At 54.6% G+C, this 18,577-nt stretch carries 15 protein-coding genes and 1 riboswitch; of the genes, 10 read left to right on the plus strand and 5 right to left on the minus strand.

Features of this window, described 5'->3' with window-relative positions:
* Positions 1–70: 70 nt before the first annotated feature.
* Positions 71–1,264, minus strand: coding sequence for a DUF547 domain-containing protein (locus ACQ66Q_RS06440; RefSeq protein ID WP_430456037.1), 1,194 nt, complete (start codon positions 1,262–1,264; stop codon positions 71–73).
* A 24-nt stretch (positions 1,265–1,288) separates the two neighbouring features.
* Entirely contained in the window at positions 1,289–2,437 is a 1,149-nt protein-coding gene (locus tag ACQ66Q_RS06445; RefSeq protein ID WP_430456038.1) for a DUF547 domain-containing protein, read from the minus strand.
* Between the two features lie 232 nt (positions 2,438–2,669).
* Positions 2,670–2,770, plus strand: a riboswitch (TPP riboswitch).
* Positions 2,771–3,055: 285 nt separating this feature from the next.
* On the opposite strand from ACQ66Q_RS06445, the gene thiC reads away from it, so the two are divergent.
* The 9 genes from thiC (at position 3,056) to ACQ66Q_RS06490 (ending at position 12,578) form a co-directional block, all read left to right on the plus strand.
* On the plus strand, positions 3,056–4,903 hold the full coding sequence (thiC, locus tag ACQ66Q_RS06450) for a phosphomethylpyrimidine synthase ThiC (RefSeq protein WP_430456039.1): 1,848 nt from the start codon (positions 3,056–3,058) through the stop codon (positions 4,901–4,903).
* Positions 4,890–6,473 (plus strand): thiamine phosphate synthase, encoded by a 1,584-nt coding sequence (thiE, locus tag ACQ66Q_RS06455; protein ID WP_430456040.1) that lies wholly within the window; start codon positions 4,890–4,892, stop codon positions 6,471–6,473. Before thiC ends, thiE begins: the two co-directional genes overlap by 14 nt.
* Positions 6,463–7,347 carry a HesA/MoeB/ThiF family protein gene (locus ACQ66Q_RS06460; RefSeq protein WP_430456041.1) on the plus strand — a complete coding sequence of 295 codons (885 nt, stop codon included), beginning with the start codon at positions 6,463–6,465 and terminating at the stop codon, positions 7,345–7,347. The genes thiE and ACQ66Q_RS06460 overlap by 11 nt, the downstream gene beginning before the upstream one ends.
* Positions 7,348–7,349: 2 nt before the next feature.
* Positions 7,350–7,550, plus strand: a complete 201-nt coding sequence (gene thiS, locus ACQ66Q_RS06465; RefSeq protein ID WP_430456042.1) for a sulfur carrier protein ThiS — start codon at positions 7,350–7,352, stop codon at positions 7,548–7,550.
* Positions 7,550–8,335 carry a thiazole synthase gene (locus tag ACQ66Q_RS06470; protein WP_430456043.1) on the plus strand — a complete coding sequence of 262 codons (786 nt, stop codon included), beginning with the start codon at positions 7,550–7,552 and terminating at the stop codon, positions 8,333–8,335. The genes thiS and ACQ66Q_RS06470 overlap by 1 nt, the downstream gene beginning before the upstream one ends.
* Positions 8,335–9,462, plus strand: a complete 1,128-nt coding sequence (gene thiH, locus ACQ66Q_RS06475; RefSeq protein WP_430456044.1) for a 2-iminoacetate synthase ThiH — start codon at positions 8,335–8,337, stop codon at positions 9,460–9,462. Before ACQ66Q_RS06470 ends, thiH begins: the two co-directional genes overlap by 1 nt.
* Positions 9,463–9,576: 114 nt before the next feature.
* Positions 9,577–10,659, plus strand: coding sequence for an efflux RND transporter periplasmic adaptor subunit (locus tag ACQ66Q_RS06480; protein WP_430456045.1), 1,083 nt, complete (start codon positions 9,577–9,579; stop codon positions 10,657–10,659).
* Complete coding sequence (locus ACQ66Q_RS06485; protein ID WP_430456046.1) at positions 10,659–11,831, plus strand: sensor histidine kinase; 1,173 nt, start codon at positions 10,659–10,661, stop codon at positions 11,829–11,831. The genes ACQ66Q_RS06480 and ACQ66Q_RS06485 overlap by 1 nt, the downstream gene beginning before the upstream one ends.
* 6 nt (positions 11,832–11,837) lie before the next feature.
* Positions 11,838–12,578 carry a LytR/AlgR family response regulator transcription factor gene (locus ACQ66Q_RS06490; RefSeq protein ID WP_430456047.1) on the plus strand — a complete coding sequence of 247 codons (741 nt, stop codon included), beginning with the start codon at positions 11,838–11,840 and terminating at the stop codon, positions 12,576–12,578.
* A 116-nt stretch (positions 12,579–12,694) separates the two neighbouring features.
* Here ACQ66Q_RS06490 and ACQ66Q_RS06495 read toward each other — a convergent pair whose 3' ends face one another.
* On the minus strand, positions 12,695–14,068 hold the full coding sequence (locus ACQ66Q_RS06495; RefSeq protein WP_430456048.1) for a serine hydrolase domain-containing protein: 1,374 nt from the start codon (positions 14,066–14,068) through the stop codon (positions 12,695–12,697).
* Between the two features lie 317 nt (positions 14,069–14,385).
* On the opposite strand from ACQ66Q_RS06495, the gene ACQ66Q_RS06500 reads away from it, so the two are divergent.
* A complete protein-coding gene (locus ACQ66Q_RS06500) occupies positions 14,386–15,486 on the plus strand; it encodes a M35 family metallo-endopeptidase (RefSeq protein WP_430456049.1) in 1,101 nt (366 codons plus the stop codon).
* 114 nt (positions 15,487–15,600) lie between these two features.
* Here the strand turns inward: ACQ66Q_RS06500 and ACQ66Q_RS06505 are convergent, their stop codons facing one another.
* Entirely contained in the window at positions 15,601–17,385 is a 1,785-nt protein-coding gene (locus tag ACQ66Q_RS06505; protein WP_430456050.1) for a M14 family metallopeptidase, read from the minus strand.
* 284 nt (positions 17,386–17,669) lie between these two features.
* Entirely contained in the window at positions 17,670–18,464 is a 795-nt protein-coding gene (locus tag ACQ66Q_RS06510; RefSeq protein WP_430456051.1) for a putative porin, read from the minus strand.
* Positions 18,465–18,577 lie beyond the last annotated feature (113 nt).

Raw genomic sequence — 18,577 nt, forward strand, 5'->3', positions numbered from 1 at the left:
CACGTATGCATCAGTGCACGTCACACTGGACAGTGTTGACGGAGGAAAAGGCTGTCAGATACTTTGCTAGTTATTTCGTTGTTGTGGCAACAGGTTCAGCTGGCAGATCGATGATCTCGACATTGCCATCTGACACACGCTGACGCCGCTGCAACATTTTCAACTGAAATTTTTGTTTGTCGCTAAGTACCAGCTTGCTTTTAACTTTATTCCTGATGGATTGCACCACCCTGCTGTCGAGTTCCAGACTTGCTCCTTGTGTCATATCAATACCATTGCGCACAGTGCCGTATAGATCGGCGATGCGCCAGTCATTGATATCCACGTCAATTTGCTCCACTTTGGCCAACACCGCATGTTCAGAACTCGCCAGATATTTCTGCAAATGTGTTTTCAGATCAGCAGGATAAAATGGGAAAAAGGCCTGATGGCGCTGGTAAAACGTTGACACCCGAAAGCTGGTGCCATACTCCGGATAACTGCCACGGCTGGTGTTGATAAACTCAACCGCATTGTCCTGCAGCGCTTTTGCTAAACTCCGCGCATCAAAAGGTTCAGATCTGATGCTAGGCGCACTTATATAACCTTCATAAAAGCCGTAAATTACTTCGGTTCTGCCTTTGGCAAGCGGTAACACTTTGCCGAATTTAATGTCCGCAAGGCTCAGTGATGTACCAGCCACCGTAATCAATGGCTGGTGCAGCCAGGCCTGCTCGCCCTGATATAGCGCCCGCAGATGTTTCAGCGGATAGCGGTGCGCCAGCATGTCAATCACCAGCAGATTATGCAAATTCAGCCAGTACGCCAGTTGTTCGTCATCACTGAGAGTCGCCAGTCGGCCAGAGTTGGCGATGGCAACAAAACTGTCGCGCAGCTGCCGCAGTTCAGGCAGTAATTCCGGATATCTGATAAAGGCTTCATACAAAAACCGACTACCATCAAATGAACTGCGCCGAACCACATCTTTGACCCGAGTTCCTGTCTGAGGTACGTCTGATGAATAATTAAATCGCTCTGGCGTCCCCGTCTGAAGCACGGCTTTGTGCAAAAGATCACGATATGCCTGATATTCCGCTGTATAGCGCAACGACCCAGCCGCCTTGCCTTCCGGCGCCTTTTGAGGTTTCTGTTCCAGCGCAGGAACTGGTAAGGTGCCGCGTTGTAGCTGTTCGGATGCGACCGCTGTCGTCATGGCCAGTGTAACCAGCTGGCAGCTGAAACAACCGAACAACATCAGGCGCTTGAATAAATGCTGAGCAATCATACTTTACCTCTTCCTGTTCAGCCGTTACTGTCCAGAGTCTGTGCCTGCTTTATCCGCAGAAACCACCTTTTCGGCCGGCAAATCCTGAATATCCACCCGGCCTTCTTTTGGTTGCTGGCGCAGCTTGATTTTCAGGATTTGTTCTTGTTGGCGTCGGCTCAGTTTGACACCTTTGCTGACGCCCGGCGCTGTGGTTTCTCTGACCAAGCCTTCGGTGGCATATTCTGCATCCAGCCCGCGGTCGTTGCTTGCGCGCACCGTGCCGTACAAATCAGTCACATGCCAGTCGTCAAGATTTGTACTGACTTCATTAACAGCCGTCAGCGTTTTCAATTCAGCGCCAGTCAGGTACTTCTGCAAATGCGGTTTTAAATCAAAGGGATAATCTGGAAAAAATGCCTGCTGGCGCTGATAAAAACCCGACGCTCTGAACTCGTTTTGACCGGCATAAGTGCCGCGGCTGGTATTCACGAACTCGACTGCGTTTTGCTGCAAGGCTGCATGTAAATTCTGACCGGTGAAAGGTTCATTACGAATACTGGGCCCGCTGATATAACCTTCATACAAGCCGTAGATCACTTCAGGACGCCGGCCGGCCAGTGGTAGTATTTTGCTTGTTTTAATCGCGTTCAGACTGAGTGACTGGCCTGCAACGCTGACCAGCGGTTTGTCAATAATGGCTGCTGGGCCACTATACAAATCCTGCAGAATTTTGACTGGGTAGAGCGAAGCGATTTGTTCGATCACCAGCAAATTATGCAGATTAAGCCAGTATGCCAGTTGCTCGTCGGTGGGAAGATTGTTGAACCCGTTCTGGCTGCCAAGCTGAGCCATGGCCTCACGTAGCGCTGCCAGTTCCGTTTTCAGCTCCGGATATTTAACAAAAGCCTCATATAAAAAACGGCTACCATCATAAGAGCTCGGCCTGGTATTTTCTTTGATACGACTGTTGATATCTGACACATCGGCATGGTTAAAGGTCCGCTCCGCTGGGCCGGCTGGTAATACGGCTTTTTGCAATAAGGCCCGGTACGCCTGATATGCACTGCTCTGCGCGAATTCCTGCGGTGAACTTTGCACCGAGGTCGCCAGCACATCCGGACCAGCTATCAGCAAGCTGAATAGTACCAGGACAATACCGCTACGCCGCATTTTTGTCATGAATTTGCTCATAGTAACTCCCTGTCAAAGAGTTCAAATATGAAACAATTTATACAACTACGCAACCTTTTAGCAGCTTGAAACCAGGTCAACGACCTTCAAGCCTGTTTTACTTATCAATTAAACCAGCCTGCAGACTTTTTCACGCCGTTTTTAATCAGATAAAACAGCAGATGGTGCTCAAGAGCACCATCTCAGCAAAACAGCATGATTTGCCAGCAGTAAATTTTTTTGCTTATACTGCGCGCACTTGTCGGAGTGCCCACTGGGCTGAGACCGCGAAAGCGGATACCGTTGAACCTGATCAGGTTAGAACCTGCGAAGGGAAACAAGGGGATCACTGCCACCCTGCTGCCATAGATCCATTCAGTGCCAAACCTTTGAGAGAAGGTATTGCTGGATGCGAACTTGCAGCGGAAACTGCAGTTGTCTGTGCTGTTGGAAAGCTTTAATACCAGCCTTTACCGACTTGTATCGATTCAATTCGATCTAAGCCGGTTTATGCCGGCGCCATTCCTGTAGCACTGGCTATTTTTAAAATGCGTACCGCAACGGGTGCTTTTTGCGCCTGCGTTGCTGCACGCGTTTGCCCCACTCCGGACAAGCAACTCAACTTTATTGGAGCTTGCTATGTCTGACTGCACTACACCACAAACTACAACACACACTACCCCACAATCGACGCCACCGCTCAATCGCCGTGATAAACGCGAAGCGGCGCGCCGGTATATTGTCGATTTTAAAACTGCCGCCCATACCGGTTCACGGCGGATTTACCTGCAAAGTGCGGATGGCACTGTCGCAGTGCCCTGCCGTGAAGTGTCGTTACACCCTTCGCCGGATGGCAGCGACAATGCGCCGGTGCCGATCTATGACTGCAGCGGGCCTTATGGCGATGCCGGTTATCAGGCCGATGTCAGCCGTGGTTTGCCACCGCTCCGAGCGAACTGGATTGATTCGCGCCAGGACACGACCTTTTGCACCACGCCGCTGTCGGCATTAGCGGTGGAACTGGACGCGCAACAAGGTCAGTTCAACCACCAAGTGCGTCAGGCACTGCCAGGTTGTCGCCCGACGCAGCTGGCCTATGCCCGGGCCGGCATCATCACAGCGGAAATGCAGTTTGTCGCGCTTAGGGAAAATATGGCGCGCGCCGCGCAGCAACAAGCGGCCAGCGATTTACAACCCCAGCACGCCGGGGAAGGTTTTGGTGCCGGCATCCCGGCGCACATTGACGCTGAATTTGTCCGCGCCGAAATCGCCGCCGGCCGCGCCATTTTGCCAGCCAATATCAATCACCCCGAAGCCGAACCAATGATTATCGGCCGCAATTTTTTGGTCAAAGTGAACGCCAATATCGGCAACTCGGCGGTCAGTTCCAGCATCGAAGAAGAAGTGGAAAAGCTGCTGTGGTCGGTGCGCTGGGGCGCCGATACCGTGATGGATTTATCCACCGGCCGGCATATCCACCAAACCCGCGAATGGATTTTGCGCAATTCACCGGTGCCCATCGGCACAGTGCCGATTTATCAGGCGCTGGAAAAAGTCCGCGGTGATGTAGAAAAACTCAGCTGGGAGCTGTATCGCGACACGCTGATTGAACAGGCAGAACAAGGCGTCGACTACTTCACCATTCACGCCGGTGTGCTAAAAGATTTTATTGCGCTGACGGCGAAGCGCATCACCGGCATCGTGTCGCGCGGCGGCGCTATTCTGGCGCAGTGGTGTCAGCTGCACGACAGCGAAAATTTCCTGTACGAACATTTTGCCGAGATTTGCCAGATCTGCGCGCAGTACGATGTGTCGCTTAGCCTTGGTGATGGCCTGCGTCCGGGCTGTGTTGCCGACGCCAATGACGCCGCTCAGTTTGCCGAGCTGCGCACTTTGGGTGAACTGACCAAAATTGCCTGGGCTTATGATGTGCAGGTGATGATTGAAGGCCCGGGCCATGTGCCGCTGCAGCTAGTGCAGGCCAATATGACGGAGCAGCTGGCGCATTGTCACGGCGCACCGTTTTACACGCTGGGGCCGCTGATCACCGACATTTCACCCGGGTATGACCATATCGCTTCCGGCATTGGCGCGGCGCTCATCGGCTGGTTTGGTTGCGCCATGCTGTGTTATGTCACGCCAAAAGAGCATTTGGGCCTGCCGGATAAAGAAGATGTCAAACAAGGGCTTATCGCCTACAAAATTGCCGCCCACGCCGCCGATTTAGCCAAGGGCCATCCCGGCGCGCAGTTGCGGGATAACGCTTTATCCAAAGCCCGCTACGAATTTCGCTGGCTCGATCAATTTCATTTATCGCTCGACCCCGACACCGCCAAAGCCTACTACCAGGCAGCGCTGCCAGAAGGCGCCGACACCGAGTTTTGTGCCATGTGCGGGCCGAAATTTTGTTCGATGAAACTGAATCAAAGTGTCAAAGCCAGTACCTTGTCGGCACCACCGGCGGAGCGCGCAAATGAACCTGCCTGAACCCGGTCTGATTTGGCTGATTGGTGGCTCGGATTGCAGCGCACTGGCCGGTATCCAGGCAGATCTGGCCACAGCGCAGGATTTAAAGGTGCCGGCCGCGACAGTGCTGACGGCCGTAACCGCGCAACATAACGGCGCCGTGCTGGCGATCAATCCAGTGACGCCTGCAGCGCTGCGATCCCAGCTTGATGCGCTGACAGCAGCCGGCCAGCCGCTGCCGGTCGCGATAAAAATTGGTCTCGTGCCGGATCTCGCCACGCTGGAGCTGTTGAGTGACTGGCTCGGCCGGTTTAAGCATCAACATCCGCACATTTGGATCATCGTGGATCCGGTGCAAGTAGCCAGCAGTGGAGATTTATTGCAGCGCCTGAGCCCCTCAACTGTTGCCCCCTTGCTGGCCCTGACTGACGTGCTGACGCCCAATGGACCGGAACTGCGGGCACTGGCCGGTTTAGCGGCGGACGCGGATGCAGAACTTGCGGTCCAACTGTTGTTGGCCCACGGAGTCAAAGCCATCTGGTGTAAAGATGGTCACGGTAGCGGCGTGATGCTGCGTGAAAGTCTGTATCTGCATCCGGCGGCAACACAGGCCTTTAAACTCTGGCCGGCACAGGCATTGGGCGCCGCCTTGTCGGCCGGCGCGCCGCAAAGCGCTTTGCAACTGGAAAAACTACGCCAAACCGGCAGTTGGCGCGGTACCGGCTGTAGTTTTGCCACCGCATTGGCCTGTGCTTTGGCGCAGCCGATGTTATTGCCCGATGCGGTGGTGCTGGCAAGCCTGTATCTGCAGCAATGCCTGCAGCGCCCGGCGACCAAGCCGTATCTGCTTGGCAGAGCCGGCTGGCCAGTGGCCTTGCAGCAGCAAGACCGGATGACGTTCTGCGGGCCACTGGCCGGTGCAATGTGCGCGTCGACTGCCGGCTTTGCATCGCTGCAACAGGCGCCCGGCATTTACCCGGTGGTCAGCAGCTTTAGTCAGCTGTTTGATGTCGCCACTGCGGGTCTGCGCACTGTGCAGCTGCGGCTGAAAACCGGTAGCGAGGAACAGCTCCGACACAGCCTGCGCGCTGCCATCGCATTTGGTCAGGAACATCAGCTGCAACTGTTTATCAATGACCACTGGCAACTGGCGCTGGAACTCGGCGCTTACGGCGTGCATCTGGGCCAGGAAGACTTACAAAGCGCCGACCTTGCGGCTATCCAGCGCGCTGGCCTGCGCCTTGGTATTTCCACACACGGTTATCTGGAGCTGATGCAAGCGCTGCAAATACGTCCGTCTTACATTGCGCTTGGCCATCTGTTTGCCACGCCGACCAAAGATATGCCGTCGATACCACAAGGTCTGCGGCTCGTTGGCCTGCAACAACAGCTTTGTCAGCAGCAACAGATCCCGGCAGTAGCGATTGGCGGCATAAACGCGTCGCACCTGCAGGCACTGCGCGCCATGGGTCTGTCCGGCGTCGCGATGGTGCGGGCTGTGGTCGCCAGTGACGATATCCGCGCCACTTGCCAGCAACTGTTGGCCCTATGGCAGCAGCCATTGCTGCGGGAGGAGCGCCATGCCTACTGAGACCAAACACGCTAAAACGCAGCGCTCTGATACGCAACATGCGAAGACCACACTGTCCGACGCTGAATTTATCCGTTATAGCCGCAGCCTGATGCTGGGGGATGACGGCGACAGACGGCAACTACGGCTGAAAAATGCCCGCGTATTGCTGTTGGGTTTAGGTGGTCTGGGCTGTCCGGTCGCCACCACGCTGGTTGGCGCTGGCATTGGCCAGTTGATACTAGTCGACGGCGATAAAGTCGAGTTATCCAACCTGCCGCGCCAGAGCCTGTATCAAACGACCGACATCGGCAAGCCAAAAGCCGAAGTCGCCGCCGCCAGGTTGCATCTGCATAACCCGCATCCGCGGCTGACCGTGCTGGCCTGTCGGCCGGACGATCAGCAATTGCGCCAGGCCATTACCGCTTGTGATGTGCTAGTCGATTGCAGCGACAACTTGCCGACCCGGCTGCAGCTAAATCGGCTGGCGCGTGAAGCCGGTAAGCCGCTGTTTGCCGGCGCGGTGAGTGGAAATTCCGCGCAGTTGTATCTGCTCAGTCCGGCGACGGCCTGCTATCAGTGCCTGGTCGACCCCGACTGGCAAGCACTACAAAACTGCCGAACGCTGGGGGTTGATCCGGCGTTAGTGGCACTGACCGCGCAGCAACTGGCGCTACTACTGCTGAGTTTTTTGCAGGCCGGGCCTTCGCCGCAGGCCGACGCAGCACAACAAAATGCTGCAGTGCCATTTGGTCACTATGCCCGCTACCAGCAATGGAGCCAGGGCCAGAGTGCAGTCAGCGGCTTTCTTTGGTACGCGCTACAGACCAATCCACTTTGCGACTGCTGCGCCCACGCCACAGCCGCCAACCACTTTACTGCGACAGGAGTCTGAACATGCTTTATGTCAACCAACAGCCACACACGCAGGTAGCCAACACAGTGGCCGAACTGGCCGAAACGCTGGCGCTGCCCGCGCAAGGCATCGCGCTGGTGCTCAACCAACAACTACTGCCACGCACGGTCTGGGCACAAACGCCATTACCAGACAACGCAGATCACCATATCGAAATTTTTCAGTTAGTCGCCGGGGGTTAATGATGCTGACAATCGCCGGTACCACTTTTCAATCGCACCTGCTGCTTGGCAGTGGCAAATTTCACAGCGCGTCGCAGATGCAGCAAGCTGTGATCGCCAGTGGCACTGAACTGGTGACGCTGGCACTCAAACGCCTGCAGCCGGGACAGCCGCAAGATGATATCTACAGCCCGCTCAAAGCCCTTGGCGTGCAGCTACTGCCAAACACTTCAGGCGCGCGCACGGCAGAAGAAGCGGTGCAGGCAGCGCTACTGGCACGCGAAGCGGTTGGCACAAACTGGCTGAAACTGGAAATTCATCCAGAGCCGAAGTATTTACTGCCGGACCCGCGTGAAACCCTCAAGGCCGCTGAGCAGCTTTGTGCTTTAGGCTTTGTTGTACTGCCCTATTGCAGTGCCGATCCGCTGCATTGTAAGCAGCTCGAACAAGCCGGCTGTGCCGCGGTGATGCCGCTGGGCGCGCCGATTGGTTCCAATCAGGGCCTGCAAAATCGCGCCATGCTGGAAATTATCATTGAGCAGGCCAATGTGCCGGTGATTATTGATGCCGGCATTGGCGCGCCGTCGGACGCGACGCTTGCGCTCGAGCTGGGCGCCAGCGCCGTGCTGGTCAATACTGCCATCGCATCGAGCCGCGATCCGGTGCGCATGGCACAGGCTTTTCGGCTCGCCGTCGAGGCCGGTGTGTGCAGCCAACAAGCCGGTCTTGGCCGTAAGCAACTGCTGGCAGATCCCAGCAGTCCGCTCGAAGCCGGTTTTGCCCAAGTGCTGGCGGGGTTAAGCTGATGCTGCAACGCCCCATTTTCCGCATTGATCAAGCGCAGTTTGACCAGCTGCAGAGCCAGAGTTGTGCGCCGGATCGCCAAGCAGTGTTGCAGGCTCTGAGCAGCGCCAAGCCCGATTTCACCGATCTGCAGGCGCTGTTGAGCCCGGCCGCAGCCGAATTTTTACCGCAGATGCTGGCACGGGCCACGCAGCTGAAGCGTCAGCGCAGCGGTTTGACACTGTCGTTATTTGCGCCGCTGTATCTGTCGAACCTATGCAGCAACGAATGTAGTTATTGTGGTTTTTCCAGAAGCGTCGCAGTGAAACGGCGCATTTTAACCGTCGACGAAGCGCTACAGGAAATATCAGCGATTCAAGCGCTGGGGATCTCACAGCTGCTGCTTGTCACCGGTGAACATGAACGCAAAGCCGGGGTCGACTATTTATTGGCAATGACCCAGGCGCTGCGTCCACAAGTGGCAAAACTGATGCTGGAATCACAGCCGCTTGCCGTCAGCGACTATCAGCAGCTGCGCGCCGCCGGGATCGACGCGGTGATGCTATATCAGGAAACTTACGACCCGCAAAGCTATGCCCGGCACCACACTTTTGGCAATAAAACCGATATGGCGGGCCGGCTGGATGCACCGGCAAGAGTGGCGGCCGCCGGCATTGCTCAGCTCGGCATGGGCGTGTTACTTGGCCTCGCTGACTGGCGCACTGATGTGCTGCTATTGGCGCAACATCTGCGTTTTTTACAGCAGCATTGGTATCAGCTGGCCTTTACAGTGGCGCTGCCACGGCTAAAACCCTGCGCCGGTCAGGCCACGCTGCACAGTGGCGTATCCGATCGCGATTATCTGCAACTGCTGTGTGCGCTGAAAATCTTTGCGCCTGAACTCAGTCTCAGCGTCTCTACGCGCGACAGCCCGGCGCTTCGGGATTTACTGCTGACCAGCATCGCCTGCTCGGCCAGTGCCGGCAGTAAAACCCAGCCTGGCGGTTATGCCGTGGCGCCGCAAAGTCTGGCCCAGTTCAGTATCGACGATGAGCGTAGCCCGGCCGAGATTGCCGCGATGCTCAGACGCAGTGGCATTCAACCGGTATGGCAGGACTGGCATCCGTTGTTGGGCCGCTGCAGCGTCTGACTAGTCATTGAACGCAGCAAAACGACAGCCCTAGGGAACTTGTTGGCGTTGCTGCTGGTCAATGGCCGGTGTTTTGGGTATAAGAACCCATGTAGTCCAAACGTCGGGGGAGACATGCCGCAGTTGTTGAAAAAATGCCGTACCGCTTTGGGTCTCTGCGCCCTCCTGCTGCCGGTGGTTGCCGTGCACGCCGCGCCAGAAAAAACCGTGTTGACCGACGAGGTCTTGGCGCATCATGCCGCCGTGGTGCATCCGCTCAATTGCACCATCACCGCGCCACAAAGCTTTCGGATCTCCAGTCATGCCACCGCTGAACTGCTGCAGATGTTGCCGGTCGGCAGTTCAGTGAAAAAAGGCCAGCAGGTTGCCAAACAAGATGACGCCTATCTGCAGCGCCAGATCAACATTATCAAAACCGATATCGAATCGGCGCGAGTGGCGAAAAACTTCGCCAGCGAAGAATTCCACCGGATGAACCGGCTGAGTAAATCCGGCCTCACGGCCGCTACCGAAATCAACAACCTGAAGTTTCAACTCGACAGTTCAGAATTGAAGATCCAGCGGCTGGAGCAGGAACTGCAACTGGCGCAGATGAAACAAAAACGCTTGAGCCATTTTGCGCCTTTTGACGCACAGGTGATGAGTGTCAGCTCTGAGCCGGGCTCGCAGCTGGTTGAAGGCCAGCCAATCATGCAGCTGTTATCGACGCAAAATAAACAGCTGGAATGTCTGCTGCCAGTGATCAGCTACAGCAGCAACGCTGAATTAAAACGCCATCAGTTTATCTTGCAAGGCAAAGCGTTAAGTTTGCGCGAAGTCAGCCAGCAATTGGATGCCAAGGCCGAACATCTGACCTTGTATTTTGACCATCCGGCGTCAGATCGCAGTAATTTATTGGTCGGTCAGATCCAGCAAATTGATATGCAGGTACAGTCGGAAACCATCACCAAAGTACCCAATGAAGCGATTGATTTAGAAGGTGAAGTGTTCCGCACCTGGAAAATAGGCAAAGACGACAAGGCCGAACGGGTCACACTGAAAATTCTGTCAACGCTGGACACTCATTACATCGTGGAGTCGGCGCTACGGCCCGGTGACAAAGTGGTGATCCGCGGCCAGCATGGCTTGCAAAATGGCCAGGCCGTCAAAGCCGACAGTAAGCCGGAAGCAGGCCGCAATGTGCCGAGTTATGAATAATGCCTCTGGCCAAAGTGCTGACAAACAACGTCAATGACCGCGCCCAGCCTGCCCCCAGCGGCTTTTGGTTGTATCAAAGCGCCGGTTGGAGCTTGTTTGCCTTATTGCAATTGTTAATGCTGGGCAGTGACGAACCGCTTAGCCTGCACACCCTATTACCGGCATTGTTATTGTTAGTGCTGGCGCTCACCGGCAGTCTGGTTTTACGCAGGCTGTATCAGCGCTGGCGGCAACAACAGCATTCACAGGGTGCAACACTTGGGCTGCTGGTTGGCGCTGCGCTGCTGTGCGCTTTAGTGGTCGACTTGCTGCATTATTGGCTGTTGTGGCCCTTGGCACAGCTGCCGCTGCTGTGGCAGGGCCAGGTATTTGTCTGGTTTGATGCGCAGCCTATGGGGTCGAAACTACCGCTGTTGCTGCTGTTGTATCTGGTCTGGAGCATGTTGTACCTGACGTTAAGCCGCCAACAGGATGTCCGCCATGGCGAGCTACAGCGCCAGCAGCTGGAACTGCATATGACGGAGGCGCGCCTGAGCAGCTTATTGGCGCAGCTAAGCCCGCATTTTATGTTCAACTGCATCAACAATATTCGCGCGCTAATTTTGGAAGACAGCCACAGTGCGCGTCAGATGCTGACCCATTTTGCCGATCTGCTGCGTTATCAGATCCAGACGCAGTCCGACGCGTTGGTGCCACTGCGGGAAGAGTTACTGGTGCTGGATGATTATCTGGCCTTGCTACGCATTCAGTTTGAACAGCGGTTGCAATGGCAGGCAGACGTCGCGCCCGACTGTCTGGCCCGGCCGGTACCACGTCTCGCGCTGCAGTTGCTGGTGGAAAATGCCGTCAAACATGGTATTGGCCGCCGCCAGGCCGGCGGTTGTATTGAACTGAAAGTCGAGCGGCTGGAGTCGCAGCAGTGGCTGCTGCAAGTCAGCAATCCCGGCGAATTAACTGCGCAAATCACCGCGCAAGGGCTGCAGGCCGCAGATCCCGGCAATACCGGCACCGGTTTAGCCAATTTGCGCCAACGGCTGGCCTTGCTCTATGGCAACGAGGCCAGTCTGCAATTGGTGCAGGACGGAGACTGGGTGCGCGCGCAATTAATCCTGCCGTGGCTGGCTGGAACCACAGCTGCCGGAGCTGCAGTGCAGACATCAACTCAGGAGTAACGCTGAATGCGGGTAGTGATTGTCGAAGATTCAAGATTGGCGCGGCTTGAACTGAAGGAACTGCTGCGGGCCCACCCGGCACTGACCTTGGTCGGCGAGGCGGCGAATGTACCGGACGCGAAGGTGCTGATCGAGCAACAACAGCCGGACCTGGTGCTGCTCGATATCGATCTGGCCGGCGACAGCGCCTTTGATTTGTTAGCGCAGCTGGTGTTTATTCCACGCATTATCTTTACCACTGCTTTTGCCGAACATGCGTTGGCGGCCTTTGATTATCCGACTGTGGATTATCTGTTAAAACCGGTCAGCAGTGCGCGCCTGGCGCAGGCAATCGCCAAACTGCCAACCCTCAACACAGCAGATGACCACCCGCCAGAACCAGCCTCGGACACTACCGCCAGCGGGCCTCTGCTCGATTTGGACGCAACTTTTTTTGTCAAAGACGGTGAACGTTGTTTTTTGCTGCGTTTGGGTGATGTGCAGCTGTTTGAAGCCATTGGCAATTACAGCAAAGTTTGGGCGGGAACGCAGGCACCTATGGTGTACCGGTCTTTAGGCAATATTGAACAACGCTTGCAACCGGGCTTGTTTTTCCGCGCCAACCGGCACCAGCTGGTCAACCTCAAAGCTATCAACGCCATCGAGCCTTGGCTCAATGGCGGGCTGTTGTTAAAGCTGCACTCTGGTCAGTCGATCGAAGTGTCGCGCCGACAAAGTGCCCTGCTGCGCCAGCAGCTGAGCCTGTAAAGCGCCAGCAGCTGAGCAGGCACAGCGCCTGCGAAGCATCACGCCAACGAGCTCTGTATCCCTGAAATAAAAAAACCGCAGCATCGATTCGCGACACTGCGGCTTTTTGCTATTTATCAGGATTTCGGCACGACTTTTTTACCATTCTGCTGCGGAAATCCGCGCATCATCAGATGCAATTCAGTGCCGGCTGGATTAAAGGTCAGGTAGGTAAAGTCCCCTTGCAGGTAAAACTTCCCTTCCGCTGTTGGGATTAACGTCATCTGCGGCATGTCCGGCGCCTGATATACCAGTTCATTACCCTGCTGGCGAATATGATGCACAGATCCATCCGCCAGCTGATAGCTGCCCGCCAACACTTTCAGCCGCGTTGGATTCAACGCAATCGCTTTGGGTTCAAACGGTTTGCCGATGGCAATCGCTGCCAGCTTCACGGCCAGACTGTAAGTGTCGGCTTCAGCACTGTTCGCCAGTACGGTGACGTACACCTGCTCAGATGGAATGCGGATGATGTATGAAGAAAACCCTTCGATACCGCCACTATGTTCCTGACTCGGTACGTCCTGTAAATCGGCCATCATCCAGCCATAACCATAAGGCTGTGGTGTACCGTCCAGCGCTTTATGCCGGACAAAGGACTGCTGTAACAGCGGCTGCTTCACCAGTTTGTCGGTATAGAGCGCCTGGTCCCACAGGTTCAGGTCGTCGACGGTGCTGTATAAAGCACCCGCGCCTTGCGGTCGCGTCATGCTGATGGTGCGGGCATTTACCAGTCCTTCCGGTCCTTGTTCATAACCGCTGGCGCGTTTTGGCAGGATTTTACTGGCGCTATCATAGCCACTGTGTGCCATGCCAAGCGGCGTGAATACATGCTGCTGCAGATAGTCGGCATAACTCTGTTCACTCACAGCTTCAATAATGGCCGTCAACAACACATAGTTTGAGTTGGAGTAGCGGAATTGGGTGCCGGGTTTAAACTCCAGTGGCAAGGTTGAAAACAGCGCCACCATCTCCGCCAGCGTGGCGTCTTTCGGTTTGTTTTCACGAAATTCCGGCAGCCGGCTTAAATTTTTCAGCCCTGCGGTATGAGTCAGTAACTGTTGCACCGTTAAATCACGGCCGACAGCCGGATAGTCTTTTAAGATGCTGCCAACGGTATCGGTCAGCTTCAGTTTACCAGCCTGCACCAGCTGCAGTATCGCCACTGCGGTGAACTGTTTGGTTTGTGAAGCGATGCGGAATTTCATATCGGCCTGCATCGGTACACCGAGTTCCAGGTTCGCCATGCCATAACCACCACGGCTCAGCACTTCATTACCTTTGCGCACCAGCACGGCAAAACCGGGCTGATCAGCTTGTTGGGCTTGCTGCAGCAGTTGCTGCATTTTGTCCTGCATCTCAGTATTCGTCATGCCAAAGACCGGGCACAGATTCAGCGCCAAACTGGCTAACAGCGTTTTCACAATAATTTTTGGACCTGTGTTCATCATGGATTCCTCAGTAGTGACAACAAATGGACTGAGGGCAGATTAGGGCCAGACGCTGATCACTGCGCTGAATTTATGCTAAGCGGTATTTTTGCGATGTGAGTGGTCGTGGAGCTAACAATTTGGCGCCGACTGGCGCTGTGGCCCTGTTTATTAGAAAGTTATGATATTTTTCTGATGTTTTTTTGTTGCCCTTGAGACCTGTGGCAAAAAGTCTGTAACTGAATGTCACTGCGCGTCGGCTTCGGGTCCGACCGCCAGTCAACAGGGTCCGTGTTGGGTCCAAGCCATCTCAGATAACAACAAAAACAGGAACAACTATGCAACGAAGCACGCTTGCTGTGGCATTGCTCACAGTATTTTCAGCCACCAGCGCTATCGCCGCGGGTATTGAGGTAGAACTCAATGCCACCAACACCCAGTTTGCCGCCAGCGACGATGTCACCATTGATGTAACGCTGCGCAATAGCAGTAGCAAAGCCCAGAAAGTGTTGCGCTGGTACACGCCAGCCGATGGTTTGCAGGAAGATTTATTCGACATCAGTGTCAATGGTCAGGACGCCGCCTACACCGGTAAGCGGATCAAACGCCGCGCCGCGACCGCCAGCGATTACCTGACGCTGCAACCCGGTGAAACCCGCACTTATTCAGTGGAACTGACCGCCTTGTATGACTTGCCAGCGTCTGGCAACTACGAAATCAAATATCATGTGGAGGCGCTGGCATTGCACGCTGTAACGCCGAAACTGGCACCACAGCGATCCGCCCAGGCCGGACAGTTGCTGACAGACACGCCGCTGCCAACCCTGCAGTCTGATGCTATTTACCGCCAGATTGAGGTCGATGCCAAAGCGGCCAGCGATGTACAGTGGCCGGCGCTGGTCACTCTGGCCGGTTCAGTGTCTTATGCGGCGAATTGCAGCAGCAGCCGGCGTACGTCGATCGCCAGCGCCTTAGCCTCAGCGAAAAACTATGCAGCGGGTTCGTATAATTATCTTTCGACCTATCCCAGCGCCAACCGTGCCAACTCGGTGCGTTACAAAACCTGGTTTGGCAGCTATAGCAGCGGCCGCTGGAGCACTGTCAGCAGTAACTTTAATAAAATCAACAACGCACTGAACAATCAGCCGTTGCAGTTTGATTGTGGCTGTACCGACTCTTATTACGCCTATGTCTATCCGAATCAGCCGTATAAGATTTACCTGTGCAGCGCTTTCTGGTCCGCCGCCAATACCGGCACCGACTCTAAAGCCGGCACTATCGTGCATGAAACCAGTCATTTCACCGTTGTTGCCGATACCGACGATATTGCCTACGGTCAGTCAGCCGCCAAATCACTGGCACTCAGTAACCCGACCCAAGCGGTGAAAAACGCCGACAGTCATGAGTATTTTGCCGAAAATACGCCGGCGCAGAACTGACGCTGCACCGACAATTGCTCTGGGTACCACGTACCGGCATTTTCGGCATACCGTACATCCTGTACATAAAAAAGCCCTGTTAAGACAGGGCTTTAGCTATCAACCATTGCAGATTTAACGCTCTATCAATACCGGATATTTCAGGTAAGTCTGGTCATAAAACGGTGAGCGTTGATAAAACCAGTGCAGCCGCGCCTGACCATCTTTGGCCAATTTAGCATCAGCTTTCACTGCCGCGGCAAAATCGGTCGCCAGCGTTTTATTGGTCTTCAGTTCCTGCTCTATCCACGGCAACATCGCATAGGTTTCAAAGTACTCGGTCCGTTCAAACATACCGTGGAAAAAGCCCCAGCTGAACAATGAATCCGGCCCTTCCGGCTGCAGTAACGCCACCGCTAAAGCGCCAAGCGGTTGATCAGTACTGACCCGCACCGTGCCCGCTGGCAAAGCAAATTCACTCCAGTTTGGCGTGAACGTGGCTTTGACGCCGACCCGGCCCTCAAAGGAGCGGCTGGCCAGTTCGTGGCTACTGGCACTGAGTTGCTGTAACTCCAATTTGCCAGATTTTTCCAAGCGGCTGAATTGAATGCCATGGTGCTGCAAGCGCGTGATCACGTCCTGATACTGTGGCGGGATCCAATAGGCTTTGGGCACTTCCACTTCCAGCGCCGGCACTTTCTCCCAGAATACCGGCAAGGCCGCGTATTCTTTCGGTTGACCTGTCCATTTCACATAAGGCCCGTTGATAATATCGCTGTGGGCAATTTCATAACTGATGCCTTTAAACGCGATCAGATCCGGCTGTTCGGCCGCTTTAAATGCCAATACCTGACGCTGCGGCCGGGCATTTTCATCGGCTTTTTTCGCCAGTTGCAGTGCTTTGCCCTGTTGCGCTAACAGCTGCAGACTGTGCTGCAGCAGCACATAAGTGCCCAGCACGCGCTGGCGGTAGGGTTTTAAACTGTGATTCTCTACCAGAATAGTCGGCAGATGACGGACATCACCATAACCGGTGGAAAAACGCGGAGTCGAGGTCGAGCCCTGCAGGCCTTTGGCAAAATCCAGTGGATCCAATGCAAATACCAGCGGCCCCGGAATATGTCCGGCATCGCTTAATGCCTGATCCAGCGCTGGCCGGTACACAGTCGCCAGCCAGCTGGCACCATTCGGGCTCTGGCTTGCAAACGGCTCATTAAAGCCATAAGTGATGTCGTACTGATAATCTTCGCCGTCGGTAACATGCACATCCATATACAGATCCGGCTGGTAACTGTTGATGGCTTTGAGTACCGCCTGCATTTCCAGACTGTCGGCTTTGGCATAATCGCGGTTCAGGTTCAGGTTTTGCGCCGTGCTGCGCCAGCCCTGATCGACCGGCCCACGCTGGTTCATCCGGTTAAATTTGCCTTTGCGCTCATGCGCATCGACGGACAGGATTGGAATAAACAACAAATCAACCTGCGCCAACAACGCCTGTTTATCACCATGCACGATATCGCGCAGCAGCATCAGACCGGCGTCTTTACCATCAATTTCTCCGCTGTGAATACCGGCCTGTACGAGCAAGGTCGGCCGGCCGCTTTTTCCCTGGCCTTTACCAATCAGTTCCGGCTGCATACTGGCCTTGATTAACCAGATATCACGGCCTTGCGGACTTTTGCCAATGGATTCCATCCGCAACAATTCGCTGCTGGCAACCAGTTTTTGCAGATAACTGACCGTGGCCGTGTAATCCGGCGTTTCGGTTAAATTACTCAATTCCGCCGGTGTGACCCAAGGATGCTTGGGCTTAATCAGACTTTCAGTACTGCCCTGCCATGGCAGCAAAGGTGGCAGGGTATCCGCCGCCAGTGCAACAACTGGCAGTAATAACAGGGGAAACAACCAACGATTTTTCATCAAAAACCCTGACAAAGAAGAGCGGCCCGGGATCATAGCCAGGCCGCTAAGAAATAAAGAGGAATCATCAACATAACAGAGACAGGCCAGCTACTGTCAAGCGCTGTTGCGGGCAACAGTGAGTTGCTGCGCTGACTTGCAGGGACATCGCACTCCTTTGCCCAACATCACCGGATAGCTGCTTGGACTCAGGATCCGCATTTCATTCGGTCAGTTGCGGAGCAAATGACCAAAAAAAGCCCCGCGGTGCGGGGCAAAATCAGCTTGGAACTATGTAACACAAATCAGAAGCGGTAGCTGGCGCCTACTGCGAACTGGTTTTCATCATCAGCACCGGCATCAACCCGGCTCACGGCACCACGCAGCGCCAGTTGTGGTGTGACAAAATACTCAGAACGTACTTCTACTCTATCTTCGAACAGATTTTGCATCGTTTGCATGTCATTGCGCACCGCTACACCAACAGACCAGTAAGGGCGGATGTAATAATCGGCTGCGATAGTATGACCATTGGTTTCGTCAAAATCAGCATAACTGGCAGTCAGAACCAGGTGATCGCCATCCATCACCGGCACAATGGCTTTGGTGCTCAGACCATAGTCAGTGCTGCTGCCAAAGTTATCTGGATTGCTGTGATATACATCCAGCGCCACTAACCAGTTCTGCTGGACAAAGAAACCTAATTTACCGGTGGCGCCGAAGCTGTTATCACCGTTTAAGAAATTCACATCTAAAGCGGCATAAAAATCATGGCTGTTGCTCATGTATTCGCCGCCAACGCCCCAGGCATTCAGCGATTCATCGAAATTGCCGCCGTCGGTTTCAATGCGGTTATACGTCAGATTCGCGCTGCTGCTGCGGCTTAAAAATGCCGCTTCACGCCATGGCTGGTTGTCACCGTTTTGCAGTGGCGACAGGAAATATTGCTGGCGGATTTGCATGCCGTTGACGTCGGCTGGACCCAGATCTGCACTGTTGTAATCAGCATCAGTCTGGAACTGGAAACTTTGCGCATGGGCGCCGACTGCGATGGTTGAGGCTAAAACGGAAACAACAAAAGGAATAACACGAGCTTTCATACAATGCCCTCCGGCAGTTAAACAAGTCGGGGGCACTTTATGATTTTGAAACTTAATTGAATCTGAACACGAAAATGAACCGAAATATGATTCCCGTTCATTTATATATATTT

Source organism: Rheinheimera sp., from assembly GCF_965283995.1.
Lineage (GTDB): Bacteria > Pseudomonadota > Gammaproteobacteria > Enterobacterales > Alteromonadaceae > Pararheinheimera.

Bases quoted from the DNA above. Each gene is read 5' to 3' on its own strand.
- ACQ66Q_RS06440 (WP_430456037.1), bottom strand. From the start codon at position 1,264: ATGATTGCTCAGCATTTATTCAAGCGCCTGATGTTGTTCGGTTGTTTC.
- ACQ66Q_RS06445 (WP_430456038.1), bottom strand. From the start codon at position 2,437: ATGAGCAAATTCATGACAAAAATGCGGCGTAGCGGTATTGTCCTGGTA.
- thiC (WP_430456039.1), top strand. From the start codon at position 3,056: ATGTCTGACTGCACTACACCACAAACTACAACACACACTACCCCACAA.
- thiE (WP_430456040.1), top strand. From the start codon at position 4,890: ATGAACCTGCCTGAACCCGGTCTGATTTGGCTGATTGGTGGCTCGGAT.
- ACQ66Q_RS06460 (WP_430456041.1), top strand. From the start codon at position 6,463: ATGCCTACTGAGACCAAACACGCTAAAACGCAGCGCTCTGATACGCAA.
- thiS (WP_430456042.1), top strand. From the start codon at position 7,350: ATGCTTTATGTCAACCAACAGCCACACACGCAGGTAGCCAACACAGTG.
- ACQ66Q_RS06470 (WP_430456043.1), top strand. From the start codon at position 7,550: ATGATGCTGACAATCGCCGGTACCACTTTTCAATCGCACCTGCTGCTT.
- thiH (WP_430456044.1), top strand. From the start codon at position 8,335: ATGCTGCAACGCCCCATTTTCCGCATTGATCAAGCGCAGTTTGACCAG.
- ACQ66Q_RS06480 (WP_430456045.1), top strand. From the start codon at position 9,577: ATGCCGCAGTTGTTGAAAAAATGCCGTACCGCTTTGGGTCTCTGCGCC.
- ACQ66Q_RS06485 (WP_430456046.1), top strand. From the start codon at position 10,659: ATGCCTCTGGCCAAAGTGCTGACAAACAACGTCAATGACCGCGCCCAG.
- ACQ66Q_RS06490 (WP_430456047.1), top strand. From the start codon at position 11,838: ATGCGGGTAGTGATTGTCGAAGATTCAAGATTGGCGCGGCTTGAACTG.
- ACQ66Q_RS06495 (WP_430456048.1), bottom strand. From the start codon at position 14,068: ATGATGAACACAGGTCCAAAAATTATTGTGAAAACGCTGTTAGCCAGT.
- ACQ66Q_RS06500 (WP_430456049.1), top strand. From the start codon at position 14,386: ATGCAACGAAGCACGCTTGCTGTGGCATTGCTCACAGTATTTTCAGCC.
- ACQ66Q_RS06505 (WP_430456050.1), bottom strand. From the start codon at position 17,385: ATGAAAAATCGTTGGTTGTTTCCCCTGTTATTACTGCCAGTTGTTGCA.
- ACQ66Q_RS06510 (WP_430456051.1), bottom strand. From the start codon at position 18,464: ATGAAAGCTCGTGTTATTCCTTTTGTTGTTTCCGTTTTAGCCTCAACC.